The sequence below is a fragment of the Pseudomonas sp. P7758 genome (assembly GCF_013386485.1).
Lineage (GTDB): Bacteria > Pseudomonadota > Gammaproteobacteria > Pseudomonadales > Pseudomonadaceae > Aquipseudomonas.
Map to the genome: position 1 here is coordinate 1 of NZ_JACARS010000010.1, position 25869 is coordinate 25869.

Annotated in this window: 24 protein-coding genes, 1 tRNA gene and 1 pseudogene; 10 read left to right on the plus strand and 16 right to left on the minus strand. The window is 62.0% G+C overall.

The window, feature by feature from the left end; all coding sequences use genetic code 11:
* Nucleotides 1–91: 91 nt before the first annotated feature.
* The 4 genes from HX873_RS01885 to ptsP form a co-directional block, all read right to left on the minus strand.
* Complete coding sequence (locus HX873_RS01885; RefSeq protein WP_087694616.1) at nucleotides 92–1633, minus strand: alkaline phosphatase; 1542 nt, start codon at nucleotides 1631–1633, stop codon at nucleotides 92–94.
* Nucleotides 1634–1819: 186 nt separating this feature from the next.
* Nucleotides 1820–3532 (minus strand): PTS fructose-like transporter subunit IIB, encoded by a 1713-nt coding sequence (locus HX873_RS01890; protein ID WP_003215951.1) that lies wholly within the window; start codon nucleotides 3530–3532, stop codon nucleotides 1820–1822.
* A gap of 11 nt (nucleotides 3533–3543) precedes the next feature.
* Nucleotides 3544–4464: a 1-phosphofructokinase gene (gene pfkB, locus HX873_RS01895; RefSeq protein ID WP_087694617.1), complete on the minus strand. Its 921-nt coding sequence runs from the start codon at nucleotides 4462–4464 to the stop codon at nucleotides 3544–3546.
* Nucleotides 4465–7323 (minus strand): phosphoenolpyruvate--protein phosphotransferase, encoded by a 2859-nt coding sequence (ptsP, locus tag HX873_RS01900; protein ID WP_177122290.1) that lies wholly within the window; start codon nucleotides 7321–7323, stop codon nucleotides 4465–4467. It abuts the gene before it with no gap.
* A 294-nt stretch (nucleotides 7324–7617) separates the two neighbouring features.
* On the opposite strand from ptsP, the gene cra reads away from it, so the two are divergent.
* Both cra and HX873_RS01910 read left to right on the plus strand, forming a co-directional pair.
* Entirely contained in the window at nucleotides 7618–8613 is a 996-nt protein-coding gene (gene cra, locus HX873_RS01905; RefSeq protein WP_177122291.1) for a catabolite repressor/activator, read from the plus strand.
* A 5-nt stretch (nucleotides 8614–8618) separates the two neighbouring features.
* The gene (locus HX873_RS01910) at nucleotides 8619–9395 is read left to right on the plus strand and encodes a TatD family hydrolase (RefSeq protein ID WP_177036234.1); all 777 of its coding nucleotides are present in this window, start codon (nucleotides 8619–8621) and stop codon (nucleotides 9393–9395) included.
* Between the two features lie 32 nt (nucleotides 9396–9427).
* Here the strand turns inward: HX873_RS01910 and HX873_RS31985 are convergent, their stop codons facing one another.
* From HX873_RS31985 to HX873_RS01930, 5 genes and pseudogenes are all read right to left on the minus strand, one after another.
* Nucleotides 9428–10357: a methyl-accepting chemotaxis protein gene (locus tag HX873_RS31985; protein WP_371135982.1), complete on the minus strand. Its 930-nt coding sequence runs from the start codon at nucleotides 10355–10357 to the stop codon at nucleotides 9428–9430.
* Nucleotides 10334–11425 (minus strand): annotated as a pseudogene (locus HX873_RS31990) (methyl-accepting chemotaxis protein); the annotation flags it as partial. The gene HX873_RS31985 and the pseudogene HX873_RS31990, both read right to left, overlap by 24 nt.
* Before the next feature lie 193 nt (nucleotides 11426–11618).
* Nucleotides 11619–12455 carry a regulatory signaling modulator protein AmpE gene (ampE, locus tag HX873_RS01920; protein WP_177122292.1) on the minus strand — a complete coding sequence of 279 codons (837 nt, stop codon included), beginning with the start codon at nucleotides 12453–12455 and terminating at the stop codon, nucleotides 11619–11621.
* Nucleotides 12452–13015: a 1,6-anhydro-N-acetylmuramyl-L-alanine amidase AmpD gene (gene ampD, locus HX873_RS01925; protein WP_003215934.1), complete on the minus strand. Its 564-nt coding sequence runs from the start codon at nucleotides 13013–13015 to the stop codon at nucleotides 12452–12454. Before ampD ends, ampE begins: the two co-directional genes overlap by 4 nt.
* Before the next feature lie 61 nt (nucleotides 13016–13076).
* Nucleotides 13077–15236: a DUF1631 domain-containing protein gene (locus tag HX873_RS01930; protein WP_177122293.1), complete on the minus strand. Its 2160-nt coding sequence runs from the start codon at nucleotides 15234–15236 to the stop codon at nucleotides 13077–13079.
* Between the two features lie 283 nt (nucleotides 15237–15519).
* On the opposite strand from HX873_RS01930, the gene nadC reads away from it, so the two are divergent.
* The gene (nadC, locus tag HX873_RS01935; RefSeq protein ID WP_008437288.1) at nucleotides 15520–16368 is read left to right on the plus strand and encodes a carboxylating nicotinate-nucleotide diphosphorylase; all 849 of its coding nucleotides are present in this window, start codon (nucleotides 15520–15522) and stop codon (nucleotides 16366–16368) included.
* A gap of 134 nt (nucleotides 16369–16502) precedes the next feature.
* Here the strand turns inward: nadC and HX873_RS01940 are convergent, their stop codons facing one another.
* The 4 genes from HX873_RS01940 to HX873_RS01955 all read right to left on the minus strand — a co-directional run bounded on the left by HX873_RS01940 (nucleotide 16503) and on the right by HX873_RS01955 (nucleotide 18966).
* Nucleotides 16503–16808, minus strand: a complete 306-nt coding sequence (locus HX873_RS01940; RefSeq protein ID WP_008437299.1) for a DUF6388 family protein — start codon at nucleotides 16806–16808, stop codon at nucleotides 16503–16505.
* Nucleotides 16809–16944: 136 nt separating this feature from the next.
* Nucleotides 16945–17017 (minus strand) — tRNA-Thr (locus HX873_RS01945).
* A 39-nt stretch (nucleotides 17018–17056) separates the two neighbouring features.
* Entirely contained in the window at nucleotides 17057–18466 is a 1410-nt protein-coding gene (locus HX873_RS01950) for an O-antigen ligase (protein WP_177122294.1), read from the minus strand.
* An 86-nt stretch (nucleotides 18467–18552) separates the two neighbouring features.
* Entirely contained in the window at nucleotides 18553–18966 is a 414-nt protein-coding gene (locus tag HX873_RS01955) for a pilin (protein WP_003215925.1), read from the minus strand.
* 201 nt (nucleotides 18967–19167) lie between these two features.
* On the opposite strand from HX873_RS01955, the gene HX873_RS01960 reads away from it, so the two are divergent.
* From HX873_RS01960 to yacG, 4 genes are read left to right on the plus strand one after another with little or no spacing between them, the layout of a single operon-like run.
* On the plus strand, nucleotides 19168–20376 hold the full coding sequence (locus HX873_RS01960) for a type II secretion system F family protein (protein WP_218170268.1): 1209 nt from the start codon (nucleotides 19168–19170) through the stop codon (nucleotides 20374–20376).
* A complete protein-coding gene (locus HX873_RS01965; protein ID WP_371318390.1) occupies nucleotides 20373–21251 on the plus strand; it encodes an A24 family peptidase in 879 nt (292 codons plus the stop codon). The genes HX873_RS01960 and HX873_RS01965 overlap by 4 nt, the downstream gene beginning before the upstream one ends.
* Nucleotides 21248–21871, plus strand: coding sequence for a dephospho-CoA kinase (gene coaE, locus HX873_RS01970; RefSeq protein WP_008437307.1), 624 nt, complete (start codon nucleotides 21248–21250; stop codon nucleotides 21869–21871). The genes HX873_RS01965 and coaE overlap by 4 nt, the downstream gene beginning before the upstream one ends.
* On the plus strand, nucleotides 21868–22068 hold the full coding sequence (yacG, locus tag HX873_RS01975) for a DNA gyrase inhibitor YacG (protein ID WP_003215918.1): 201 nt from the start codon (nucleotides 21868–21870) through the stop codon (nucleotides 22066–22068). The genes coaE and yacG overlap by 4 nt, the downstream gene beginning before the upstream one ends.
* On the opposite strand, the gene HX873_RS01980 is transcribed toward yacG, so the two are convergent.
* The 3 genes from HX873_RS01980 to HX873_RS01990 all read right to left on the minus strand — a co-directional run bounded on the left by HX873_RS01980 (nucleotide 22065) and on the right by HX873_RS01990 (nucleotide 23499).
* Nucleotides 22065–22280 (minus strand): hypothetical protein, encoded by a 216-nt coding sequence (locus HX873_RS01980; RefSeq protein WP_003215917.1) that lies wholly within the window; start codon nucleotides 22278–22280, stop codon nucleotides 22065–22067. The genes yacG and HX873_RS01980 overlap by 4 nt on opposite strands.
* Nucleotides 22281–22345: 65 nt before the next feature.
* Nucleotides 22346–23035, minus strand: coding sequence for an energy-coupling factor ABC transporter permease (locus tag HX873_RS01985; protein WP_087694626.1), 690 nt, complete (start codon nucleotides 23033–23035; stop codon nucleotides 22346–22348).
* Entirely contained in the window at nucleotides 23032–23499 is a 468-nt protein-coding gene (locus tag HX873_RS01990) for an FAD/FMN-containing dehydrogenase (RefSeq protein ID WP_087694627.1), read from the minus strand. The genes HX873_RS01985 and HX873_RS01990 overlap by 4 nt, the downstream gene beginning before the upstream one ends.
* A 102-nt stretch (nucleotides 23500–23601) precedes the next feature.
* On the opposite strand from HX873_RS01990, the gene HX873_RS01995 reads away from it, so the two are divergent.
* The 3 genes from HX873_RS01995 (at nucleotide 23602) to HX873_RS02005 (ending at nucleotide 25853) form a co-directional block, all read left to right on the plus strand.
* Nucleotides 23602–24231, plus strand: a complete 630-nt coding sequence (locus HX873_RS01995) for a DUF1780 domain-containing protein (protein WP_008437312.1) — start codon at nucleotides 23602–23604, stop codon at nucleotides 24229–24231.
* An 89-nt stretch (nucleotides 24232–24320) separates the two neighbouring features.
* Nucleotides 24321–24494: a DUF3094 family protein gene (locus HX873_RS02000; RefSeq protein WP_010174986.1), complete on the plus strand. Its 174-nt coding sequence runs from the start codon at nucleotides 24321–24323 to the stop codon at nucleotides 24492–24494.
* 60 nt (nucleotides 24495–24554) lie between these two features.
* The gene (locus HX873_RS02005; RefSeq protein ID WP_003215906.1) at nucleotides 24555–25853 is read left to right on the plus strand and encodes an NAD(P)/FAD-dependent oxidoreductase; all 1299 of its coding nucleotides are present in this window, start codon (nucleotides 24555–24557) and stop codon (nucleotides 25851–25853) included.
* Nucleotides 25854–25869 lie beyond the last annotated feature (16 nt).

The following is a 25869-nucleotide window of genomic DNA, read 5'->3' on the forward strand; positions in this document are numbered from 1 at the left end:
TCAGTCGATACATCTGTTGACTGACACACCGCCTTCGCGAGCAAGCCCGCTCCCACATTAGCTCTTCTTCAGTAGGTAGATTGCATTGCAATCACACTGGCGCCAGTTTCTGTTCAAACACTGAAACCCCATCCAGGTCCCGCAAAATCACCGTCAGCTCCGCCGTCTGCCCGTCAATCTGCACCTCGCCAAAAAACTGGAACCCGGCAAACGGCGAGCTGTTCTGCACCGTCGGCGCCTTCTCGAACACCACTTCCGGGCCAAAGGTTTTATCCAGCGGATTAGGCCCGAAACTCCCGGCATTCAACGGCCCGGCGACGAACTCCCAGAACGGCTCAAAATCCTGAAAAGCCGCCCGATCCGGATGGTAATGATGGGCCGCGCAGTAATGCACATCCGCTGTCAGCCACACGTGATTACGCACCTGCTGCGCCCGCAGAAACGCGAGCAATTCGGCAATTTCCAACTCGCGCCCCTGGGCCGGGCCCGGGTCGCCGTTGGCGATCGCTTCCCAACGCGGCACGCCGGGGCTGACCTCACCGTCGGGCACGCCCAGGCCAATGGGCATGTCGGCGGCGATGACTTTCCACTGCGCCTGGGAGGCCTTCAATTCGCGCTTGAGCCAGTCCAGTTGCTCACGCCCAAGGAACGGTTTTTCACCGCCAAGGTTGTCATCGTTCGGCCCGCGATAGCTGCGCATGTCCAGCACAAACACATCCAGCAACGGGCCGTAACTGAGCTTGCGATAAATCCGCCCGCCCTGGTCGGCGCTTTGCCGGCGCATCGGTGAATATTCCAGCCAGGCCTGACGCGCACGGCCCACCAGGGTGTTGATGTCGCGGGTTTTGTAGCGCTCATCCAGTTGCTTGCTCGGCGACCAGTTGTTGATCACCTCGTGGTCGTCCCACTGCCAGATCTGCGGCACTTCGGCGTTGAAGCGACGTACGTTCTCGTCCATCAGGTTGTAGCGGTAGTTGCCCCGGTATTCATTCAGGGTTTCAGCGACTTTGCTTTTGGCTTCGGTGGTGATGTTGCGCCAGATGCGTCCGTCCTCGGTGGTCAGTTGCGCGGGCACCGGGCCGTCGGCGTAGATGGTGTCGCCGCTGTGAATGAAGAAGTCCGGCAGGCGCAGGCGCATGGCTTCGTAGATGCGCATGCCGCCGATGTCCGGGTTGATGCCGAAGCCCTGGCCGACGGTGTCGCCGCTCCACACAAAGCGGATATCCCGGCGCTGCTGCGGCACGCTGCGCAGGTGACCGAACCAGGGCTCGCTGGCCACGCCGGTCTGGGCATCTTCAAAGTGCACACGGTAGAAGATCGCCTGGTCGACGGGCAGGCCGGTGAGTTCGACACGGGCGGTGAAATCGGTGCGGCTGTCGGCCAGGGGCGAGACGAATTTGCGCGGGTTGCTGAATACGCTACGGGTGTCCCACTCCACCACCATCCGGGCCGGGCGGTCGCTGCGGCTCCAGATCATCGCGCGGTCGCCCAGCAGGTCGCCGGACTGCACGCCGTCGGTGAGTTGCGGGCGATCCTTGACCGAGGCGATCACCGCAGGCGCGAGGCCCGGCAGCAACAGGCCGGCGCCAACGGCTTGCATCACGCGGCGGCGGCCGAGATTGAAGTGGCTCATGCGGGTTCCCTCTCGAGCAGCAAAAGGGAAACTTAAGCATGACGGGATGAACGAGTTATGACACCGGCCTTATTGCTCACGGAGGTCAAATGTGGGAGCTGGCTTGCCTGCGATAGCCTCAACTCGGTTGCGTTGATACACCGAGGTGCCTGCATCGCAGGCAAGCCAGCTCCTACATGAACCGCGTCATGCCTGGGCGGGTGCGACAGAAAGCTCTACGGTCTCAGGGCGCTTGAGGAATGCATACACCACGGCCGTCAACAAACTGCCCGCCACGATCGCCAGCAGGTACAGCAGCGCATGGTTGATCGCATTCGGGATCAGCATCACAAACAATCCACCATGGGGCGCCATCAGCTTGCAGCCGAAATACATCGACAGCGCACCGGTCAGCGCACCGCCGGCGATGCTGGCCGGGATTACCCGCAACGGGTCCTTGGCAGCAAACGGAATCGCGCCTTCAGAGATAAAGCACATGCCGAGGATCAGCGCGGCCTTGCCGGCTTCACGCTCGGTCTGGGCGAACTTGCGCCGCGCCAGGAAGGTGGCGATGCCCATGCCAATCGGCGGCACCATGCCGGCAGCCATGGTCGCGGCCATGGGGGCACCGCTTTGCGCCGCCAGCAGGCCGACGGAAAACGCGTAGGCCGCCTTGTTGATCGGGCCACCGAGGTCGACGCACATCATGCCGCCCAGCAAGATGCCCAGCAGCACGGCGTTGGTGGTGCCCATGGTGCTGAGAAAATCCGTGAGGCCGGTGAGCATCTTCGCCACCGGCGGCCCTACCAGGTAAATCATCGCAAGACCCGTGAACAGGCTCGCCAGCAACGGGATGATCAGGATCGGCTTGAGGGCTTCCAGGCTCTGGGGCAAACGGATCGCGCGGCTGATGAATTTGACGCAGTAGCCGGCGAGAAAGCCGGCGAAGATCCCGCCGATAAACCCCGCGCCCAAGGTGCTGGCCAGCAGGCCACCGATCATGCCGGGGGCCAATCCAGGACGGTCGGCAATCGAGTAGGCGATGTAACCCGCCAGCAGCGGCACCATCAGCATGAACGCCTGGTCGCCGACGGTTTTCAGCGCGGCGGCCAGGGTGCCTTTTTCTTCAAAGGCATGAATGCCGAACACGAATGACAGGGCGATCAGCAGACCGCCCGCCACCACCATCGGCAGCATGAACGACACGCCGGTGAGCAAGTGTTTGTAGACACCGGTCTTCTCCGGTTTGGCAGCGGCACCACTGGCAGCGGATTCCTGCTTGCCTTCGGCCAGCGCCTTGTTGAGGGTCGCCTCGGATTGCTTGAGCGCGATCCCGGTGCCGCAGCGATAGATTTTCTTGCCGGCAAAGCGCTCGGTGGCGACTTCGATGTCGGCGGCGAGCAGCACCACGTCGGCGTCACGAATCGCCTCGGGACTCAGCGGCGTGCGGGCGCCCACGGAGCCCTGGGTTTCCACCTGCAAGTCATACCCGAGGCGCTTGGCGGTTTGCTGCAACGCTTCGGCAGCCATGAAGGTGTGGGCGACGCCGGTCGGGCACGCGGTGATCGCGACGATACGCGGCGTGCTTTTCGCCGGTGCCGCGTCAGCCACCTGCACCTGGGCCTCCTCGGCCCCGCGACGCAACACCGCGTCCACATCCTGCAACGCCTGGGCCGGCGTGCTGCGGAATACACGTTTGCCGACAAAACGCTGCATGTCCACCGGCGTGCTGCTGACCAGCAATACCCACTCGGCGGCTTCAAGGGTGGCCGCCGACAATTGGCGTTCCGGATGCTGCACGTCGACCACTTCGACGCTGGTGCTCCAGCCCTGGCGTTGCGCGGCGGCATCCAGCAAGCGGGCGCACAGCACACTGGTGACCATGCCGTTCGGGCAGGCAGTAACAATGGCTAACTTCATGACCAACCCTCTTATTGTTCTGTCAGCGGGCGCACGTGGACGCCGCTCTGCAAAGTCTCAAGCTGCGCTTCGTCGGTGATGCCAAAGCCGATCTGCGTGACCGCCATCGCGGCAATGGCGGTGGCGCGGCCCAAGGTCTGCTCCGGCGTATCGCCACTGAGCAAACCGTGAAGCATCCCGGCCAGCAGCGAGTCGCCGGCGCCTACGGTACTGGCCACGGTTACCTTGGGCGGCGTGGCGTGCAGCGCGGTATCCGGGCTGTACCAGCTCACACCCGCGGCACCGTCGGAGACCACCACATGCTCCACACCTTGCCGATGCAGTTGGCGGATGGCATCTGTGGAATGACCAAGGGCATCGGCCAGTTCTTCGGTATTGGGTTTGACCAACCACGGGCCGGCGTTCAATCCGGCGCGCAGCGCTTCGCCGCTGGTGTCCAGGGCGACTTTCAAGCCGAGGTTTTTCAGTTGCTGCAGCAGGCCCTGGAACCACTGAGGGGTGATGCCGCGTGGCAGGCTGCCGGCCACGACGACGGCGTCGTAGCCGGGAGCAATCCGCGCCAGTTGCTCAAGCAGTGCGTGTTGCGCCTGCTCGCTGACCAACGGGCCCGGCGCATTGACATCCGTGACCCGCCCGTCCTGCTCGGCGATCTTGATATTGCTGCGGGTTTCGCCCGGCACGCGAATAAAGGCATCGGTAAAACCGCGACGGGCAATCAGCATCTCGAATGCCTGGGGATTGTCCTCACCAAGAAAGCCGCCCACGGTCACCTGATGACCAAGGTCCGCCAGCACCTGGGCCACGTTCACGCCCTTGCCGGCAGCGTGGGTGATCATCGCTTCGCTGCGATTGACCTCGCCCGGTTCCAGGCGCGCCAGGCGCACCGTCAGGTCCAACGCCGGGTTCAGCGTCAGGCTTAAAATCCTTGCCATTTACACGGCCTCCACAAGCGCACGCACTTCGGCGGGAGAACCCACCGCCAGGGCTTTTTGTGCCAGGCCCTGGGCCTCGCTCAGACTGAATTCACGCACCCGTGCCTTGACCTCGGGAATGCTGCGCGCCGAGACGCTCAGCTCATCCACACCCAGGCCGACCAGCACTGGAACCGCCAGCGGGTCGGCCGCCAATTCGCCGCACACGCCGACCCATTTGCCATGGGCATGGGCCGCGCGCACGGTGATGTCGATCAGTTGCAACACCGCCGGGTGCAGGCCATCCGCCTGGGCCGACAGCGTCGGGTGGCCGCGGTCGATGGCCAGGGTGTACTGGGTCAGGTCGTTGGTGCCGACGCTGAAGAAGTCCACTTCCTTGGCCAGCACCGGCGCCAGCAAGGCGGCCGACGGCACTTCGATCATGATCCCCAGCTGCAGGTCGGCCACCGGGATTTCCAGGCGCAGGCGCTCGGTCATGGCCCGAGCCTGTCGCCACTCGTCAACACTGCCAACCATCGGGAACATGATGCGCAGTGGACGGTTGTCTGCCGAACGCAACAGCGCGCGCAATTGCGCTTCCATGATCTGCGGGCGTTGCAGAGTCAGGCGAATGCCGCGCACGCCGAGGAAGGGGTTTTCTTCCTTGGCGATCGGCCAGTACGGCAGCGGTTTGTCGCCGCCCACATCAAGGGTGCGCACCACCAGCGGCCGACCGCCGAGGCCGTCAAGCACGCGGCGGTATTCGGCTTCCTGGGTGGCTTCGTCGGGCGCTTGTTTGTGGGCCATGAAAATCAGTTCGGTGCGCAACAGGCCGATGCCTTCGGCGCCCTGCTCCACCGCGCCGGCAACCCCGGCGCTTTCGCCGATATTGGCGAACACTTCGACGGCATGGCCATCGCGGGTCAGGGCCGGTTCATGGCGTTGCGCGGCGGCGGCTTGCAGACGTTGTTCGCGGGTGTCGCGTTCGACGGTGGCGCGCTGCAAGGTGGCGGCGTCGGCGTCCACATGCAGGCGACCGCGCTGGCCATCCAGCAACAACGGCGTGCCCGAAGCCAACAGCAATACAGCAGGGCCTGCACCCACCAGCGCGGGAATGCCCAACGCGCGGGCGACGATGGCGCTGTGGGCGGTGGCGCCGCCACGGGCAGTGAGGATGCCGGCGACACGCACCGGGTCCAGGCGCGCCACGTCCGAGGGACCCACTTCGTCCATCACCAGGATGTAGGGTTCGTCCGGCTCCTGGGCGGTTTCGACGCCGCACAGTTGTGCCAGCACGCGGCGGCCAATGTCACGCAGATCGGCAGCGCGCTCGGCGAGCAAGGCGTCCTGCAACGATTCCTGCTGTTTGGCGGCGGCTTCGATCACGCTCATCCACGCGGCCTCGGCGCTTTCGCCCTGCTTGAGGCGCGTCTCGACTTCGTCGGTCAGTTCCGGGTCGTCGAGCATCTCCTGGTGGGTGATGAAGATCTCGCGGATGGCCTTGGATTTGCTGCGCTCGATCAGGCCCTGGATGTCCCGGCGCACGTCGGTCAATGCCGCGTGCAGGCGCTGGCGCTCGATCACCGGCGACTCGCCGCGCAGCGGGTATTCGAAAGGTTGCAGCACCTGGATATGCGCCGGGCCAATCGCAATGCCGGGTGCGGCGGCAATGGCCTGGATCAGGCTGCCGGACACTGGCGCGCTGATGACCGGTTCGATCTCGGCCACGGCTTGTTGGGCGCTGACTGCCGGCAACGGCTCGACTTCTTCGCCGAGGCCGTCTTCCACTGCCGCCAGCAAGGCGGGCAAGGCGTCACCGGCAATGGTTGGCTCAGCGACAAACTCCAATACCTGGCCGCGACGCGCACCGAGGCTGAGCAACTTGCTCAGGCTTTTTACCGATACCGCGCCGACGTCTCCATCGACGATGCGCACACGGATTTCACCGGCAAAACTTTTCGCCAATTGCGCGAGGATCTTCGCCGGGCGCGCATGCAGCCCGTGGGCGTTGGCCAGGGCAATGCGCACGCTTGGCCAGTCGGCTGGCAGTTCACCGCCGAGCACTTCCAGTACGGCCCGGCTGCTGGTGGCGCGGCCGAGTTCCTGGCCACGGCCTTCGATCAGCAAGGCACACAGGCGTTCGAGCAAGGTCTGGTGGGCCTCGCCGAGGCTGGCCAGGCAGAACAGGCCGCTCAAGGGCTGGCCCAGGTAACGCATCGGTTTATCCGGGGTGACAAAAGCCAGGCCCGGGCGCTTCACCGTCTGCTCGCTGTGCAACCACCACAGGCCATCGCCCAGGGGCAGCGCGTCGACTTGTTGCAGCACGGCGGCAAAGCCATTGCTCACGCAATCGGCCTGGCGCAGCAGGCGTGCGCCTCTCCACACCAGTTCTTCGAAATCATCAGCCGACACGCCCAGGCCAATCATCTGTGCGTCCAGCGCCAGCTCCTGCGGCGCACCTTGTAGCAGTTTCAGCAAGGCCTCGGCAGAACTGGCGCGACGCAGGGCCTGGCCCAGGTCGGTCTCGCCGAGGGCACGGGTCAGCAGTTGCAGCAGGCGCAGGTGTTCGTCGGATTTGGCGGCAATGCCGATCGCCAGGTAGACGATCTGGCCATCGCCCCAATCCACGCCGTCGGGAAATTGCAGCAGGCGCACGCCGGTGGCGAACACTTGGTCGCGGGTTTCGGGGGTGCCGTGGGGGATGGCGATACCCTGGCCGAGAAAGGTCGAGCCTTGGGCTTCACGCGCTTGCAAGCCACTGAGGTAACCCTCGGCGACCAGGCCATCGGCCACCAGTTTTTCAGCGAGCAGTTGCAAGGCAGCAGACTTATCCACAGCCGTCTGGCCCATGGATATCTGCTCGTGGGTGAGCTCAAGCATGCCGTTCTCCTAGTTAGTGCGGCGGGCGCACTAGGTATTATTTTGAATAAATCAGTGCAAAAGCGTTCGAATAAAATTGACTGAGTGGTCAGTTGGCAGGACCACACTCGTCGCGATAATCGTAAAAATACGCTTGCTGAAACGTTTAATCTAGAATTTATGGCAGATTACGCGTTAATTTCCCATGATTGAAGAGCCACTCGGCTGTTGAGTTGCGACAATGGTCGCCTGCAGTAATCGGTTACGATTGGACAAAATGTCGGGGCAAGCTCTAAAAAACAAGGAAATCCCGGTTTGAAACTCAGTGATATCGCGCGCATTGCCGGTGTGTCTGTGACCACCGCCAGCTACGTCATCAATGGCAAGGCCGAACAGCAACGGATCAGCAGCGCAACCGTCGAACGGGTGCGCGCCGTGGTTGAAGAACATGGCTTTACGCCCAACCCCCAGGCCGCCGGGCTGCGCAGCCGGCACACCCGTACTTTGGGTTTCATCCTGCCGGACCTGGAAAACCCCAGTTACGCACGCATCGCCAAGCTGCTCGAACAAGGCGCCCGTGCCCGCGGCTATCAATTGCTGATCGCCAGCTCCGACGACGACGCCAACAGTGAGCGGCAACTGCTGCAACTGTTCCGCGCCCGCCGTTGCGATGCGCTGTTTGTCGCCAGCTGCCTGCCGGCCACCGACGACAGCTACCGCGAACTGCAAGCCAAGGGTTTGCCGGTGATCGCCATCGACCGGGTGATGGAGTCTACGCAGTTTTGCTCGGTGGTCAGCGATGATCGCCAGGCCTGCCAGCAATTGACCAGCAGCCTGCTGCACTTGCTGCCCAAGCAGATCGTGTTGATCGGCGCGCGGCCAGAGCTGAGCATCAGCCAGGAACGTACCGCCGGTTTCAAGCAAGCGCTGAAAGACTTCAGCGGCGAAGTGCTGATCGAACAAGGCGAGTCGTTCAGCCGCGACTGTGGCCGACAGCTGATGGAGCAGTTGCTGCAAAGCCTGGGGCATTTGCCTGACGCACTGGTGACTACGTCCTACGTCCTGCTGCAAGGGGTGTTTGACGCGCTGCATGACTTCCCGCTCAAATCCCGGCCACTGCGACTGGGGACGTTTGGCGACACCCAACTGCTGGATTTCCTGCCGCTGCCGGTGAATGCCATGGCCCAGCAGCATCAGTTGATTGCCGACACCGCGCTGCGCCTGGCGCTGGCGGCCATTGAAGAACAGCACTACGAACCCGGCGTGCATGCCATCGGCCGAACGTTCAAGCAGCGGATTCACTCGGAGTAAGCGGTGTGGAGCTGATCGACAGCCACACCCATCTGGATTTTCCGGACTTCGATACGGACCGCCGCGAAGTCCTGAGCCGCAGTCGCCGCCTGGGCGTGCGCAGGATGGTGGTGCTCGGGGTCTATCAGCAGAATTGGCAACGGTTGTGGGACCTGGTGCAAACCGACGCGGATTTATTCGCCGCCTTCGGCCTGCACCCGGTGTATCTCGACGACCATCGCCCCGCCGACCTGACGGAACTGGGCGACTGGCTGACCCGCCTGAACGGCCACCGGCAACTGTGCGCGGTGGGCGAAATCGGCCTGGATTATTTCCTCGAAAAGCTGGACCGCGAACGCCAGCAAAGCCTGTTTGAAGCGCAACTGAAGCTGGCGGTGGATTTCCAACTGCCGGCGCTGCTGCATGTGCGCCGCAGCCACGCTGCCGTGATCGCCACCCTCAAGCGCATTCGGCTACCACGGGGCGGAATCATCCACGCGTTTGCCGGCAGCCAGGAAGAGGCCCGCGAGTACATCAAGCTCGGCTTCAAACTGGGCCTGGGCGGCGCGGCCACGTGGCCGCAAGCCCTGCGCATGCACAAGGTGATCGCCCGGCTGCCGCCGGAAAGCGTGGTGCTGGAAACCGACTCACCGGACATGGCCCCCGTGATGTACCCCGGCCAGCGCAACAGCCCCGAACACCTGCCAGACATCTGTGCCGCCCTGGCGGAGCGCATGGGCATCAGTTCCTCAGCGCTGGCCGAGGCGAGCACCCGCAATGCCTGCGAGCTGTTCAACTGGTAGGCGCCCATCCCCGATGCATGCCTGGCCATGCCTCACACTCGAAAGGCCCCGATCAACTGCTTCAGCTCGATCACTTGCAAGGACAACTGCCGGCTGGCCTCTTCAGTCTGGTGCGCGCCCTGCGCTGCATGTTCACCGGCGCGATTGATCTCGACGATGTTCTGATCGATGTCATGGGCCACGGCAGTCTGCTGTTCGACGGCGGCGGCAATCTGCTGGTTCTGGTCGACGATCATGCCTACCGCGCCGAGGATGTTTTCGAGGGCCTGCTGGACTTTTTCCGACTGCCCCACCGTGCCATTGGCCATCTCGTGGCTGGTGCCCATGGCCTTCACCGCAGCGCCGACACCGCTGTGGAGCTTGGCAATCATCTGCTCGATTTCCTCGGTGGAGTGCTGGGTGCGCCGGGCCAAAGTGCGCACTTCATCGGCCACCACGGCGAAACCGCGTCCTTGCTCACCCGCGCGCGCGGCCTCGATGGCGGCATTCAACGCCAGCAGATTGGTCTGTTCGGCAATGCTCTTGATCACTTCCAGCACGCGACTGATGGATTGGCTGTCGATAGCCAATTGGTTGATGACCCGTACCGATTGATCGATCTCCGAAGCCAACGCCGCGATACTGCCTTGCTGGGACTGCACCAGGCCGCGTCCGCTGACGGTTTCATCGTTGACGCTGTGGGCGCTGCTGACCGCCGCCGCCGCGCTGCGCGCCACTTCCTGGGCAGTGGATGACATCTGGTTCATGGCGGTCGCCACTTGCTCGATCTGGCTGCGTTGGCCGGACACGGCCTGGTTGCTGCTGGCCGAGACTGACTCCACTTGTCCGGCCTGGTGTTCGACCTGGTTGACGGTGTGCCCTACCCGCTCGATCAGGTCATGGATCTTGGCCACGGTAGCGTTGAACACCTGGCCCAAATCCCCCAGTTCGTCGCGGCTGTGGGCGATGAAGGTGACGGTCATGTCACCGGCCGCCACCTTGTCCATCGTCGCCCCCAGGCGGCGCAAGGTGGTGCGGGTGGAGGCGTAGAAACCGGCATACAAATAGAAGATCAGCAAAAACACCGACGCCAGTGCCGCCACCAATCCGATCATGTGCGTGCGGTTTTCCGACAGGCGTTGCTCCAGTTGCTGCTCGAGAAAGGTCAGGGTGGCTTCGTCGAGCTGATAGGTCTTGGCCATCAACGTGCTGACGTCGTCGTAGAAGTCTTGCCATGGAGCGTCGAGGGTTTCGGCCATGACGACCTGCTCTTCGAACAACTCACTGCCTTGCTTGAGGCTGGCCTTGCTCGCGTCCGCCAGGCTCGCCAATGCTGCGTGGGCGGGCTTGCTGGAGCCGAGGGCATCCTGCAGTTTCAGGCCGTATTCCGCCTGGAGCTTTTCCAGTTGCTGCAGCAACTCGTCAAAACGAGTGCTGGACGACGAATTGAGAAAACCCTGGCCCAACGAATAAGCCCCCATGGCCCGGCCTTCGCCCAGGGTCTGGGTGACTTGTGGGGTAACGCTGGTGATCAGTTCACTGAGTTGGCGCAGGTCGCCCTGGGGGTCACGGCTCAAACCCGACTGGCTGGCGATGATCTGGCTGAGCATCTGCGCCTTGTTGAGAAGTTTGCCGATCAGCGCGCTTTTGCTGAGCAGTGAAGTTTCCTGTTGCTGGGCCTTGAAGGCGGCGATCATCTCATCGCGCTTGGCTTCGAAGGCGGCGGCCTGTTCTGGGTCGGCGGACAGGGCGTGGAAGCTTTGCAGGCGCTGCAGCAGGCTGTCTTCGAGGGCGGTGATTTTGTTTTCGATATCACCGGCCTTGCCTGATTGGCCGAGGGTTGCGTTGATCTGTACCTGGTTGTTCAGGGTTTCCAGGTCGCGGCGCAGGGCCAGGCTGCTGCCCAGCAGGTCGAGGCTTTGCAGCTCGATGCGAGTGCCCTGGAATTCACGCCAGGAATCGCGCACCAGGTAGTAGTTGGTGGCCAGCATCGGCAACAGGAACAGCACGCTGATAAGGCTGAACTTCATGCCGAAGGTCAGGCGGTTCATGAACGCGACGGCGGGATAGAGCAAGCTCTTCACAGGTGAACTCCCTTTTCTTTTATTTTTATTGAGGGCGCAGGGCGGCGGCAGATAGCCACTATTTGGCGCTCTGTCTGTATAGCTCAATTCGAAAAGGAGGTTTGTAACTTAAGGTTAACGAGGTAGGAGCGAGCTTGCCCGCTCCTACAGGGGGGGCAAATCAGGGCAGCACGGTCCAGATGGCAAAGCCGGCGTACCACAGCACGGCGGCACGCAGCAGCAACTCCCAGATACGATCAAGGCTGTTGATGCCCTCGGCGCCTACCACCGGTGACGGGATCTCCGCGGCCACCAGGCCCACCTTCTCCACCAGTTGCGCAGCACTGATGTCCCAGCTCAGCAGCTCATGCAGCATCACCCGGCCGACCGCCACAAAGTTGCCGACCAGGGCAAAACTCGCCGCCAGCAAACGTACCGGCAACCAGTCGAAGGCATGGCGCAACTGCCCGGCACGCTCGGCCACCAGCGGGTTCTTGCTGTTCTCGGTCGCCAGCGCCAGCAGACGGTAGGCCAGGGCGGCCACCGGTCCGAGGAGGAAGTACCAGAAAATCACCGCGAAGAAGCTTTGGTAGGCCTGCCACAACAGATGGCCCTGGACCCGCTCCAGCAACTGCTCACCACTGTCGGCACTGATGCTCAAGTCACGTTCGGCCACATGTTCGGCCGCTTGCAGGTCACCCCGGCGCCAGGCATCACGGAACGGGCCCAATCCGGCCAGGAGATCGCCACGGCCCAGGCTGTAGATCACCACCAGCAAGTGCACCGGCAGCGCCAACAGGCCATAGGCCACTGGCTCCAGCACCAGCAACAACAACGCAAGCAAGGCCACCGGCAGCAGCACCAGCAATGTGAGGATCAGCCACGGCTGCTTGCCCAGGTTGGCGCTCGACTCCAGCTTGGCCAGTTCCCGCAACCAACCGCCATCACGTTGTATTCGGTGACGCAGGGCCGAGAACTTCTCGATCCATACCGCCAGCACCAACACCAGAAAACTCATTGTGCGTGTCCTCCATCCTGCAAGGCGCTGCGAAAGCGCGCCCAATCAAATTCGGGTCCGGGGTCGGTCTTGCGTCCCGGGGCGATATCGCTATGGCCACAAATGCGCTGGCGGGTAATGCCCGTGTACGCCGCCAGCAACTGGCGCGTCAGGGCGATCAGGGATTGATACTGGGCATCGGTGAAGGGCAGGTCATCAGTGCCCTCCAGCTCGATCCCCAGGGAAAAGTCGTTACACGTCTCACGCCCCTCGAAGCTCGATACCCCGGCATGCCAGGCCCGGTCCCGGCACGAGACAAACTGCGTCACCGCGCCATCACGCTCAATCAGAAAATGCGCAGAAACCCGTAGGTCGGCAATACCTTCAAAGTAGGGATGTTCCGTGACATCCAGGCGATTCTGGAAAAACTCGTGCACCTTGCCGGTGGCGAATTGCGCCGGTGGCAGGCTGATGTTGTGCACCACCAACAGGGAAATCTCGCCACCGGGGCGCTCGTTGAAGTTGGGCGAGGGGCAATGACGAATGCCCTGGCACCAACCGCTGGCGGGGTCCAACTGCATACTGGTTCCTTGAACGAGGCTGGGGTGACTCAGTATGCCGCGTTCCGCTGTCTGGTTGCGATCACTTGGCGCGATGAAGTTGGCGCAGGTTGCCAATCACCGAAGCCAGGGCGCGGTCGAACAACAGCGCATCATCCAGGGTTCGCACCGCGCCGCGCTTGAACTCCAGGGCCAGTTCAAGCGGATTTTTTTCCAATACCTTGAGGCCGGTTCGATTGACGAAAATACAGGTATTGCCCGGCGCAATAATCGCCGTCAGCTTGCAACGCAGGGTGTTTTCGGCGTCTTCCTGAAATTCCACCCAGCAACCGATCCGCAGTTGCCGAACCTTGAGCAGGTCGGGATCATCTTCCGGCAGGCTCGCCTCGATGGCCGGTGCCGCGGGACTGAGGACGAATGCCTCGCGCACCTCGACTTGCGACAGCGACGGTTGTTCCTCGGCACTGCCCCGGAACGACTGGACATGCAGGGTTTGCAAGCGGGTGAAAAATTCCCGGGTAATGAAGGGATCGAATGCCGCGCCGCTCAACCCATCGCGCAAGGCTTTCAGCAAGCCTGGCAACTGCTCCAGCAGGTGCCGGCCGGCGTCGGTGTCTTCGCTGAGGCCGACACTCCAGATCAACTCGTCCATGGTGCGCAACCCGGCCAGCCATTGTGGCGAGTGCTCACCATGCTTCAGGCACGCCAGCAACAGCACCTGGCTCCAGGCCTGTTGCAGGAACTGCACCACGACCTCGGGCAGTACTTTGCCCAGCAACCGCAGATTGAGGGCTTCGGCTACACGCTGACGAGCGATTTCGGTACGGGCGCGCCCTTCTTCCGCATCGCGGGTACGTTGCTCCAGCAATTCGCTGCGGCGTCGCTCGTCATGGGTAAACGCGGTGAACTCGGTCAGTAACTGGGAAAAGATTGCCGGATCATCCACAAAATCGTTCAGCAACCGCTGCACCACCTGCTCGATGTGCAGGTACAGGCTGTCGCGCTGATAATCGTCGCGCTGGCTCCAGCCCATGGCCGCCGAAGCGATTTCATTGAGCAAGCGTCGCGCCGGGTGATTGGTGCGGCTGAAAAAACTCTTGTCCAGCACCGCCACTTTCAGCATCGGGATCTGCAGGCGGGCGATCAGCGCCTTGAGGGACTCGGGCACCGTACCGTCATTGAGGATGAACTCGAACAGCATGGCGATCAGGTTGATCACATCCTCGTCCGCATCCTCCACCACCCGCGACTTGCCGCTCTTGACGCTGACCCGGGTCAGCAGTTGTTCAAGCTGGTTGCGCAGGTCGAAATCATCCTCGACCTCAGGCTCAGGCACATATTGCTGCAAATGAGAGAGCAGGCGCAGCAGGTCACGGGTGGAGATGGGCTGGGTCTCGGCGCTGGCTTCCAGCGTGGGTGCCACGCTGCCGCGCACTGCCGACAGCAATTCCTGCAACGCCGCGAAAACTTCCTGGCCGCTGTCGTCTGCCGGGTGTCCGGCAATCGGCGGGGTGTCTTCAGGCAACTCGGCCGTGGCGACAGCGCGCCGCGATGGCACGGCCTTGAGTTCGGGCAATACGCCAGTGGCGATCAGCAACTGATTGGCTTCGCCGTACAACAGATCAGCGTCACTGAGCACGTATTTCTCAAACAGCTTGAGAATGATCAGCTTGACCCGGATTTCCACGCCAAGGCTGCGTCCTGCTTGCAGAAAAAACGCGCACAGCATTGCCGGGCCCAGGGGGTTGTCCCGATCATCCAGGCGTTTGTCGAGCAAGGCATTGAGCCGGGCTGTCAATTGCCCAAGGGCGAGCCCGTCACGGCGCAGCACCTTGCCCAGCATGGCCTCGAGCGCGACGGCTTTTTCCAGTTCATCGCCCGAGACCCCGGGCGCCGCGGTGTAGGACACCACCGGAATCAGTTGCAGCTCACCGCGCTCCACGTTGCCAAGATTGGCAAACGCTTCGTAGAGTTGCTCCATGAAGCCACGCTCGAAATTCTTGCGCTTGAGGCGCAGGTCGCGCATGGCTTCAAAGAAAATACCGTGGTCGACGTTACTGCGGGTCTTGTCAGCCATTTCGAACAGGGTGTCGTCGGCGTTATCAAACAGCTCCTGCAGTCCCTGCCTGAGTTGCTGCGCCGCCTTGTCACGGACCTGGAGCAACACCACCGGCAGGCGGGCGAGCGGCGATGGCGTCGCCCGTGCCTTATTGATCGGCACCACCTTCCCGTCATTGTGCATCCTGGCCTCCTGAAACGGCGGTATTCGATTGTGTGAAGGATCGGTGCAGCAACGGCGCAAAGCACGCCGGGGGCACTGCGAAAATCGGGCTATCACCGTGACGTCAAAGCTATGACGCCAATTGCAAGGCGCGAGATTATCTTGCAAATGAGGGTTGTTGCGCCAGCGAACTCTGTGATTGCCGTGTAAATGAACATCGCGCACCGCACCCGTGGTGCCAGTTGCCTTGGGTTCAGGCCCGCCCTGCCCCTATAATCCAGGCACTTTGTTTGTGGAGCCTGTTATGCCCAATCTTCGTCTAGCCGACCTGACCGCCGAAATCGAAGCCAACGTGCGTCGCGCATTGCTGGAAGACATCGGCAGCGGGGATATCACCGCACAACTGATCCCCGCCGAACGCCTGGCCAAGGCCACGATCATCACGCGCGACGCCGCCGTCATCAGCGGCACGGCCTGGGTGGAAGCGGTGTTTCGCCAATTGGACCCACGCGTCGCGGTGCATTGGCAGGTGCGCGACGGCGAACGTGTCAGCCCCAACCAGGCGCTGTTTCACCTCGAAGGCCCGGCCCGCTCGCTGCTCAGTGGCGAGCGTTGCGCGCTGAATTTCCTGCAACTGTTGTCAGGGGTTGCCACCCGCGCCCAATACCTGGCGGACTTTGTCGCGTCCACCCAGGTCAAGCTGCTGGATACTCGCAAGACCCTGCCCGGCCTGCGCCTGGCGCAAAAATATGCAGTGACCTGCGGCGGTTGCCACAACCACCGCATCGGCCTGTATGACGCGTTCCTGATCAAGGAAAACCATATCGCGGCCTGCGGCGGCATTGCCCAGGCGATCAGCGCCGCCCACAAGATCGCCCCGGGCAAGCCGGTGGAAATCGAAGTGGAAAGCCTGGAGGAACTGCGTGAGGCACTGGCGGCGGGCGCCGATATCATCATGCTGGATGAGCTGAGCCTGGATGACATGCGCGAAGCAGTGCGCCTGAACAACGGCAAAGCCAAGCTGGAGGCCAGTGGCGGGATCAACGAAAGCACCCTGCTGCCCATCGCTGAAACCGGCGTGGACTACATCTCCATCGGGGCGATGACCAAGGATGTGAAGGCGGTGGATTTGTCGATGCGGCTTAGTCTCTGAAACGCCCTTGAATGTAAGCGCCTGCTTTTGTGGCGAGGGAGCTTGCTCCCGCTGGAGTGCGCGGCGCTCCCAAGGTTTTTGGGGTCGCTTGGCAACCCAGCGGGAGCAAGCCCCCTCGCCACATCAAACTTGTGTCAGATCGCGAGATTGTTCATCCCGCAATACTCGTTCCAGTCGACACCCAACACCTCGGCCGCTTCCTTGTGCAAAGCCAGGCGAGCCGCCTCGAACGCTTCGGGGGTGGAGGTGTACTTCAGGGTCAGTTCCCATGGCTGCAGGCCCTGGGCCTCGGCCTCATCCTCAAACGCCCATTGGATCTGGTCCCTTTGATCATCGGCGCTCAGGTCCTTGATCTCATCCAGCAGTTCAGGCGATTCCGCGACGTACTTTTTGAGGGCTGCTTCGTGCCGCGCTTCCTGGGTCATTTCTTGTGTGGTCATGTCGTTCTCTTAGATCGAGGAATGGGGATGCATCTGGGTCATCAAGGTCGCGCAGATACAAAAGAACAGGCATGAATACCGGTTCGTCTGGCCTTCAGAACCATTCTGGGATCATCTGAAAACTGTGTTGCCTTTGTGCCCGAGACAGGAATCGAACCTGCGACCTTCGCGTTACGAGTGCGCTGCTCTACCGGCTGAGCTACACGGGCGGTGGGCTAAAGCTAGCACTGCCTTGGACGTCCGGCAACTCACTGCATTTCGAGGGCAATCACGCCTTGCACCCAAAAGCGTGGCTGCAGGTGACCGTTACTCAGGCCCATGTAGTGCTCGCTGCGCTCCTTGAGTCGGGGCACATCACGAATCGCGACGAACACCAGCAAGCCGACGGCCACGACACTCGCTGCCATCCACACCCTGTACAACGCCGGTACCGGGGCGACCGATGGAACGCGCCACACATGCAATCCCATCAGCCAGCCAACCACCAGCGCCAGCCAGAGTTGCGACACCGGCATCACGATTACCCCATCCACCTGTGCCTGGGTCAGTGCACCGATCAGCGAGGCAAACAGGCACAGGCGCAGCAGGTCCACGGGCGCCAAGGACAACGCACGCTTACGCAACACGTCCAAGGTTGACCAACCCGCCCACGCGACCAACGCGATCACGCACAGCGTCGACGGTACGCCCCATTCGCTGGCCCACTGCAGAATCGCCTGGTGAGGGTGAGCGGCAATGTCATTGGCGATGTCGGCAAAATGCATCGGCCCGAAACCCAGCCAGGGCCGCTCGATAATCATGCTCCAGGCCTGCCACCATATAGGCCCACGCCCCGAAAGGCTGGTGGTCAGTCGATCTACGGCACCATTGGAAATTACAATCCCCAAGTACCCTGCCAGCACCGTGAAGACCAACCAATACAACACTAACCCACAGGCCAGTGCCGCCAACTGCCAGCCCAGCCAACGGCGCCCCTGCGGCCCCAGGAACATCAGCACGCAGCCGGCAGTGCCCATACCGAGCCAGGTGCCGCGGGTACCGCCACCGATCGCGATCAGCCACCAGACACACAGCAGGGCGAACACTGCGCCCCGCGCTGGACGAGCGACGTTTGAAACCAGCAAGGGAAGCGCCAGCAGCGGCAGGGTGAAGGTCTGGAACTGACCGTAGAAACGTTTATTGGAGAACCCGGACAACAGCAAATCGGTATTCACGATTGCTTCGCCGCTGGTGAAGGCGAGGACCCCGGCGTGCAGATATTGAATGCTTTTAACCATGCACAGCAGCAATACGAACAGGACCAATACACGATCCAGGGACTCATCCCCATTGCGCCTGGCCCGGCTGAAAGCCACAGCAGTGGCGCAACAACTGATGAGCAGCGCCAGCTCGGTCAACGCCCAGAGTGACTGGTGGGCCAACAGGGCCGAAACCAGCCCCGCGCCCCCGATCAGCGACACCCCGAGCGCTGTCGACCTGTCTACGCATCGCTCTGCCCGTGGCAAGCACAGCCCATACACCACCGCACACAGCCCCACGGATATCTGCACCGCACGTTGCCAGTCATGGCTACTGAACGGCGCGCAGATAGCCAGCATCAGCAGACACATAACCACGACGAGGAATATGTTCCCCCGCTGCTGGACAGACGACGTCATCGGCGACCTCTACTTCCTTGTGATGGGCGTAGAGCGGTTTACACACACGCTCTTCCTTGCTGCGTAAACAGTAGACGACCTGATGATCACGCGCCGCCGGAAGCACAACCTTTAGCGGCGTATTGGTCTTCTGCCGTGGTGGTGCACTTCCAGCCGGTTGTGGCGCTACGGGTCAAGGTGATGATCTTGCCCAGGACCGGCGCGGGTGCGTCGAGGATTTCACAGGCAATCGTGCCAGCACCGGTGGCGATGTCGCCGGTCACGTCAATCCTGCAGTTGGCCGTTGGGCTGGTCCCGCCAATCAACGCCAGGGTCGGTGGCGTCCCCTGGTTCAGCGTGTCTTCAAAGCCCGCCTTCAACGCGGAGACTTCGGCCAGCCCTGCGGTGAACTTGGCCTTGGCCTGGTGCTTGGTGTACATGGGCAGGCCGATGGTGGCCAAAATGCCGATGATTGCCACGACGATCAACAATTCGATCAAGGTAAAACCTTTCTGACGCATCACATTCACTCTCCAGAATAAAACCTTTCGCGAGGCGCATCCTGCACCCCGTCTCGGCAACCGCGCCAGTGTACTCACCCCCGCGCAACCAATGCTGAACAAGACGCACAAACTGACATTTTTTCGCTCACGGCGAGCCTGCCCGAATCCGTCACCTGACTAAGCTATAAATCTTCCACTGTCTGTGTGCGGAACCGTGAAATGAATGATGTTTCAGCGATCTATGCCTGGGAAGGCGTCAACCGCAAAGGGCGCAAGGTATCCGGAGAAACCCGTGGTCACAATCCCGCCCTGATCAAGGCACTGCTGCGCCAGCAAGGTATCAATCCTGGGCGCGTACGCAAGAAATTCGCCAGTTGGCCGAGCCTCTCCCTGCCGGTCAAACCGGCAGAGATCGCCCTATTCACCCGCCAACTGGCGACGCTGCTGAAGGCAGGTATCGCACTTTTACAAGCGCTGGATATCATCGCCGAGGGTTTCGACAACCCGCATATGGGGGCGCTGGTACAAGGCTTGAAGCAGGAGATCGCCGCCGGCAGCAGCCTGGCTGTCGCCTTGCAGAAATACCCACGCTACTTCGATGATCTGTACTGCAACCTGGTTGCGGCGGGTGAACAGGCGGGCGCACTCGAAGCGCTGCTGGAAAGGGTGGCCATTCACCTGGAAAAAAGCGAACAGCTGAAAGCCAGAATCAAGAAGGCCATGACCTATCCCGTGACGGTACTGGCAGTCGCCACCGCTGTCAGCGCAATCCTGCTGATTCACGTGGTGCCGCAGTTTCAGGGGTTGTTTGCCGGCGTCGATGCACAACTGCCGGGCTTTACCCTGGGCGTCATCAGCCTGTCGGAGTTCATGCAGCAAAGCTGGTGGATGCTGATCCTGGCCGCGGGTGCCGGTTTCGCAGGACTGCGCAAAGCCTATCGCTCGTCCACAGGCTTTCGCCACTGGCTCGATGCCAGTTTGTTGAAAGCTCCCGTGGCAGGCACACTGCTGAAAAAATCGGCGGTCGCCCGCTACGCTCGCACGCTCTCGACCACCTTTGCGGCGGGCGTTCCATTGGTACAGGCATTGGATTCCGTGGCCGGCGCCACGGGTAACGGGCAGTTCAAACAGGCAATCAATCGTATGCGGCACGACGTTGCAACCGGAATCCAGCTGAATGAATCCATGGCCATAAGCGGCCTGTTTCCAGGCATGGCGATCCAGATGACGGCTATCGGCGAGGAGTCGGGCACCCTCGATAACATGCTGGAAAAAGTCGCCTGCCACTACGAGGCTGACGTCGATAACCTGGTGGACAACCTTACCAGCCTCATGGAGCCGCTGATCATGGTGGTACTCGGCGGCATCGTCGGGGCATTGGTGCTGGCCATGTACCTGCCGATCTTTCAACTCGGTACAGCCTTTTGAGCACGCCACTGACTGAGATCCTCGTTTATCAGCCGTGGGTGTTTGTGTCAGGCGCGTTGCTGCTGGGCTTGATTGTCGGCAGTTTTATCAACGTGCTGGTATGGCGCCTGCCGAAGATGCTGGAGCGCGAATGGCGAGCCCAGGCCCATGAGGTCCTCGGCCTTCCCGCCGAGCCCATCGCGGCTCCCTATAACCTGATGCGCCCCAACTCCTGTTGCCCACACTGCAGCCACCCGATTCGCCCCTGGGAGAATATTCCGCTGCTCAGTTATGTACTGCTCAAGGGACGTTGCTCAAGTTGCCATCAACCTATTGGCGCGCGTTATCCCATCACCGAACTGGCGTGCGGGTTGATCTCGGCGGTTGCCGCCTGGCATTTCGGTTTTGGCTGGGCAGCCGGAGCGGCGTTGTTGTTGAGTTGGGGCTTGCTGGCGATGAGCCTGATCGATGCAGACCACCAACTGCTGCCGGATGTGCTGGTGCTGCCGTTGCTCTGGCTGGGGTTGATCCTCAACAGCTTTGGCGTTTTTGTTTCATTGCCCGATGCGTTGTGGGGCGCGGTAGCCGGCTACATGAGCCTGTGGTCGGTGTTCTGGTTGTTCAAGCTGATCACCGGCAAGGACGGGATGGGGCACGGGGATTTCAAGCTGCTGGCCATGCTCGGGGCCTGGGGCGGCTGGCAGATCCTGCCGATGACGCTGTTGCTGTCTTCCCTGGTGGGTGTGATGGGAGGCCTGATTCTATTGCGCCTGCGCAAAGCCCAGGCATCCACTCCAATGCCTTTTGGTCCGTATCTGGCAATTGCCGGCTGGATTGCATTGCTCTGGGGTGGTCAAATAACCGACTTCTATTTGCAGTCTGTCGGTTTCAGATGACCACTTCTGTCGCAACACCCTGGATTCTTGGCCTCACTGGCGGCATCGGCAGTGGCAAAAGCGCCGCCGCCGAACACTTCGTCCGGCTTGGCGTGGACTTGATTGACGCCGACCACGCCGCGCGCTGGGTAGTCGAACCCGGGCGCCCTGCCCTGGCGCAGATTGCCGGGCATTTCGGTGCGGGTGTGCTGCAGCCTGACGGGCAACTGGACCGCGGCGCGTTGCGCAAGCTGATCTTCGAAGTGCCCGACGAGCGCCGCTGGCTGGAGGCGTTGCTGCACCCGCTGATCGCCGAGGAGATTCGCAGCCACCTGGCGCGTGCACAATCGCCTTACGCGATCCTGGTGTCACCACTGCTGATCGAGTCCGGCCAGTACACCATGACCCAGCGGGTGCTGGTGATCGACGTGCCGCAATCGTTGCAGATACAGCGTACCCTGCAACGCGATGGCATCAGCGAAGCGCAGGTGCAGGCGATTCTCAAGGCCCAGGCCACCCGTGAAGACCGCCTGCGCCATGCCGATGACGTGCTGGTCAATGACCAGGACCTGGCCCGGCTGCACGCCGAGGTCGAGCGACTGCACCACTTTTACCTTACTTTGCGTGGAGGCCGATCATGAGCCAACCCTTGAACGTCGAATGCCCAACCTGCGGCGCACCTGTGGAATGGAAAGCAGAAAACGTCAACCGTCCCTTCTGTTCGGACCGTTGCAAACTGATCGACCTGGGCGCCTGGGCGTCCGAGGAACACAAGATCCCGGTCAGCCCGGACGCCGAGGACGACCTGTTCTCCGAAGACTTTCAGCCCAAACACTAAGGCCGCATAAAGCCATAGTCCTGCTGGTCGTCGAGATTCTCTGCAAGGTACTGCAGCTCGTCGGCCAGGTCTTCAAAACTGCGCACGCCCTTGCTCTGCTGCACCACCGCACTGAGCATGGCGCGCAGGGTCAAGCCCGGGTCAAAGCCGATTTCCTGCGCCGCGTCCTGGCTTCTGCGTAACTCCTGCCGTGCCCACTCGTACACACTCATGATTCCGTGCTCCTGGAAATTTTGCAGAGCATGCGACCACTTGCGCGTGCGGCATTTGACCTGGATCAAGGCCGCGGATCGTCATCCTTCCAGGGCGCCGAGAGGTAGCGAGTGCGGTTGAATGTCTCCAGCCACTCGGGGCAGAACACCACCAGGGCGCTGATCACCATGCCGTTGATAAAGGCCTCGGGGAAAATGATCAGCCACAAGTAGCCGACAAAATCCTCGATCCATTCCGGCATCGCAAAACGGCCATCGAACCACAGCAAGCCCAGGCCTGCCAGCAGGCACAACAAGGCCGACAGTGCGGCGGCGAAAAAGCCCGAACAGAAGATATACACAAAGGGATTGCGTGGCTTCGCCCGCTCCACCAGCAGCGCACAGCCTTCGGTGACCAGCACCGGCAACAGGATCAGCAGCATGCCGTTGATCCCCACGGCGGCAAGGTCCTGGCGGCCGAGCAACACCAGGCCGAGCTGCGCGGCAAAGCCTCCGACAATCGCCAGGGGCCAATCGAGCAACAAGGTCACGGCGGTCATGCCGATGAAGTGATAGGACACCCCGGTGTCGAAATCCCGGCGCACCAACCACAACATGAACAGTGCGAATACGGTGCCGAACAGCAAGTGCTGGCGTCGGCGGTCGGCAAACAGCTCGACCCACGGCGAACGCAGGAGCGCCCACATCACCACCGGCGCATACAGCAGCCAGCCGATGCTGAGGGTTTCCGGCGCCAACACCGCTGCGCTGATCACGGCTGCACCTGCTCCAGGGCCTGGCGCAGTTCAGCGGCGGAATCGTATTCGTGCTGCGCCACCAGCGTTCCGTGATCCAGTTGCAGCCACAGCACTTTATCCACAGGTGCGGGATAGCGCGGGCTTACACGGGCATCGCGGTCGAGCATGACGCGATAGTTGTAGGCCTGCATCGCCGGCACCGCGAACATCTTCGCGATCAGCCGGGGCATGCGCTGGATATCGGCGAGAAACACCGCATGCCGAGCCTCCAGGTAACCCTTGGGCTGGCCTTGCAGCGCCGCATCGACGATCTTGGCGGCGTCCATGCTGCGCGCTACGAGCAAGGTTTGCGCCTGGTCATCCAGGGTGTAGGCCTGGTCGAACTGATCAAGCAACGTCCAGGGTGCAACGCGCTCACCCACTTCGACGGCTTGGGCCCACACGGGCAAAAGACTCAAGAACAGCACCACAAAACACTTCACTGCATACTCCTCATGCCACGGGAAACTGTCGAGTGGCCAGTCTACACCGACCTTTTGACGCGGGACTTCCTGCGGTCATCATTTGGACGCTAAGCTGGTGACATGGATGACTCAGATTATTTGCGCCTGCTCACCGTAGCGGCCGAACAAGCCAATGCTTTCCTGTCCAATGCCCGCAAATGGGAGCGTGAGCGTTGGGTCTGCCAGCGCCTGTTGCAAGGCTTGAACGTGCCCTATCGCGCCGAAGAATTCCACGCCGCCGGGCAAGAGCCGCCGGACGTGCTGTTTCGCGACGCCAGTTTCGAAGTGTTTTTCGTACTCGATGAAGGCCGGCGCCTGAACGATGAATGGCGTGACGAACTGCTGCGGCGGCGCAGCGCGTTTTCCCTGAGCCAACTGGTTCGGCGAGAAGCCAAGCCCCGGCGCATTCCCGCCCACGAATTCCTGTTGCGCCTGGCGCCCACCCTGCGCAAGAAGGCCCACAACTATAAAGAGCGCGGGATGGACCTGGGGGAGCTGGACCTCATCGCCTTCGCCAGCCTCAAGCGCGAAGTACTGGACCTCAACAGTCACTTCCCTCCTCCCACCGAGTACCTGCGCCAGGGCTGGCGCTCGCTGTCCCTCGTGGGGCCGACCTTCGCCCGCGTACTGTTCGCGCACCCGGACGCACCGGACTTCTTGCGCAACAATCTGGGGCGCAGCATAGTGTTCGATGTGGGCATCAGCCTGTGATCGGGTTGGCGACTATGCTTCAGGCAATGCCGCCAATCACCCGACTGTAACGTGGCGCCCTTCAGCAACGTCTACCTGACGAGGCCTTTATGACCAGCCGCCTGAACCCCGACGACCAACAGCATGTCGAAGAGTACCTGCAACTGTCCCAGAACCAAGTCGAGCGCAAGCCTTTCCGGCCCTGGCTGCTCCTTGCGGTGGTGCTGGTTGCAGTGATCGGCCTGGGTTTGCTGAGCCGCCTTTTGAGTTACCTGACGCTATGAGCTGCCTGGCGCTCGCTCGGGTAACTGCACCGATTTCCTTTAGCCTTGCGAGATATCCCCATGACCCATCGTATTATTATCGTCGGCGGCGGCGCCGGCGGCCTGGAGTTGGCTACCCGCCTGGGTAAGACTCTGGGCAAGCGCGGCATCGCCAGCGTCACCCTGGTGGATGCCAACCTCACCCACATCTGGAAACCCTTGCTCCACGAGGTGGCGGCCGGCTCGCTGAACTCTTCGGAAGACGAACTCAATTATGTTGCCCAAGCAAAATGGAACCACTTCGAGTTCCAGCTGGGGCGCATGAGCGGGCTTGATCGCGAGCAGAAAAAAATCCAGCTGGCCGCCACCCTCGACGAAGAAGGCCGGGAACTGGTGCCCGCGCGCGTACTGGGCTACGACAGCCTGGTGATCGCCGTCGGCAGCACTACCAATGACTTCGGCACCGAAGGCGCGGCGCAACACTGCCTGTTCCTCGACACCCGCAAGCAGGCTGAGCGTTTCCACCAGCAATTGCTCAATCACTATCTGCGCGCCCATGCCGGGCAGACGGACGTGGTAGAGCAGATCAGCGTCGCCATTGTCGGCGCCGGTGCCACCGGCGTCGAGCTGGCCGCCGAGCTGCATAACGCCGCACATGAACTGGCCGCCTATGGCCTGGACAAGATCAAGCCGGAAAACATGCACATCACCCTGATCGAAGCCGGCCCACGGGTGCTGCCTGCCCTGCCGGAGCGGATCGGCGGGCCTGTGCACAAAACCCTGGAGAAACTCGGGGTGACCGTCCTGACCAACTCCGCCGTGAGTGAGGTGACGGCCGACGCCCTGATCACCAGCAGCGGCCAGGTAATCCCGGCCAGCCTCAAGGTCTGGGCCGCCGGGATTCGCGCGCCGGGTTTCCTCAAGGACATCGACGGCCTGGAAACCAACCGTATCAACCAACTGCAGGTGCTGCCGACCCTGCAAACCACTCGCGACGAAAATATCTTCGCCTTCGGTGATTGCGCCGCTTGCCCGCAACCCGGCACCGATCGCAATGTGCCGCCACGGGCCCAGGCAGCTCACCAGCAGGCATCGTTGCTGGCCAAGTCGCTGAAACTGCGAATCGAGGGCAAGGACCTGCCGTCGTACAAGTACACCGACTACGGCTCGCTGATCTCGCTGTCGCGCTTCTCGGCGGTGGGTAACTTGATGGGCAACCTGACGGGCAGCGTGATGCTGGAAGGCTGGCTGGCGCGGATGTTCTATGTGTCGCTGTATCGCATGCACCAGATGGCGCTGTATGGCTTCTTCCGCACGGCGATGCTGATGCTGGGGAGCAAGATCGGGCGAGGGACCGAGCCGCGCCTGAAACTGCACTGACAGCACGTTCCGGAAT

Excerpts from the sequence above, each read along its gene's own strand:
- nadC (WP_008437288.1), top strand. The coding sequence starts at position 15,520 with ATGCCCAATCTTCGTCTAGCCGACCTGACCGCCGAAATCGAAGCCAAC.
- coaE (WP_008437307.1), top strand. The coding sequence starts at position 21,248 with ATGACCACTTCTGTCGCAACACCCTGGATTCTTGGCCTCACTGGCGGC.
- pfkB (WP_087694617.1), bottom strand. The coding sequence starts at position 4,464 with ATGGCAAGGATTTTAAGCCTGACGCTGAACCCGGCGTTGGACCTGACG.
- HX873_RS01995 (WP_008437312.1), top strand. The coding sequence starts at position 23,602 with ATGGATGACTCAGATTATTTGCGCCTGCTCACCGTAGCGGCCGAACAA.
- ampE (WP_177122292.1), bottom strand. The coding sequence starts at position 12,455 with ATGAGTTTTCTGGTGTTGGTGCTGGCGGTATGGATCGAGAAGTTCTCG.
- HX873_RS31985 (WP_371135982.1), bottom strand. The coding sequence starts at position 10,357 with ATGACCGTCACCTTCATCGCCCACAGCCGCGACGAACTGGGGGATTTG.
- HX873_RS01890 (WP_003215951.1), bottom strand. The coding sequence starts at position 3,532 with ATGAAGTTAGCCATTGTTACTGCCTGCCCGAACGGCATGGTCACCAGT.
- HX873_RS01980 (WP_003215917.1), bottom strand. The coding sequence starts at position 22,280 with ATGAGTGTGTACGAGTGGGCACGGCAGGAGTTACGCAGAAGCCAGGAC.
- yacG (WP_003215918.1), top strand. The coding sequence starts at position 21,868 with ATGAGCCAACCCTTGAACGTCGAATGCCCAACCTGCGGCGCACCTGTG.
- ampD (WP_003215934.1), bottom strand. The coding sequence starts at position 13,015 with ATGCAGTTGGACCCCGCCAGCGGTTGGTGCCAGGGCATTCGTCATTGC.
- HX873_RS01940 (WP_008437299.1), bottom strand. The coding sequence starts at position 16,808 with ATGACCACACAAGAAATGACCCAGGAAGCGCGGCACGAAGCAGCCCTC.
- HX873_RS01955 (WP_003215925.1), bottom strand. The coding sequence starts at position 18,966 with ATGCGTCAGAAAGGTTTTACCTTGATCGAATTGTTGATCGTCGTGGCA.
- HX873_RS01885 (WP_087694616.1), bottom strand. The coding sequence starts at position 1,633 with ATGAGCCACTTCAATCTCGGCCGCCGCCGCGTGATGCAAGCCGTTGGC.
- HX873_RS02005 (WP_003215906.1), top strand. The coding sequence starts at position 24,555 with ATGACCCATCGTATTATTATCGTCGGCGGCGGCGCCGGCGGCCTGGAG.
- HX873_RS02000 (WP_010174986.1), top strand. The coding sequence starts at position 24,321 with ATGACCAGCCGCCTGAACCCCGACGACCAACAGCATGTCGAAGAGTAC.
- HX873_RS01930 (WP_177122293.1), bottom strand. The coding sequence starts at position 15,236 with ATGCACAATGACGGGAAGGTGGTGCCGATCAATAAGGCACGGGCGACG.
- HX873_RS01950 (WP_177122294.1), bottom strand. The coding sequence starts at position 18,466 with ATGACGTCGTCTGTCCAGCAGCGGGGGAACATATTCCTCGTCGTGGTT.
- HX873_RS01960 (WP_218170268.1), top strand. The coding sequence starts at position 19,168 with ATGAATGATGTTTCAGCGATCTATGCCTGGGAAGGCGTCAACCGCAAA.
- ptsP (WP_177122290.1), bottom strand. The coding sequence starts at position 7,323 with ATGCTTGAGCTCACCCACGAGCAGATATCCATGGGCCAGACGGCTGTG.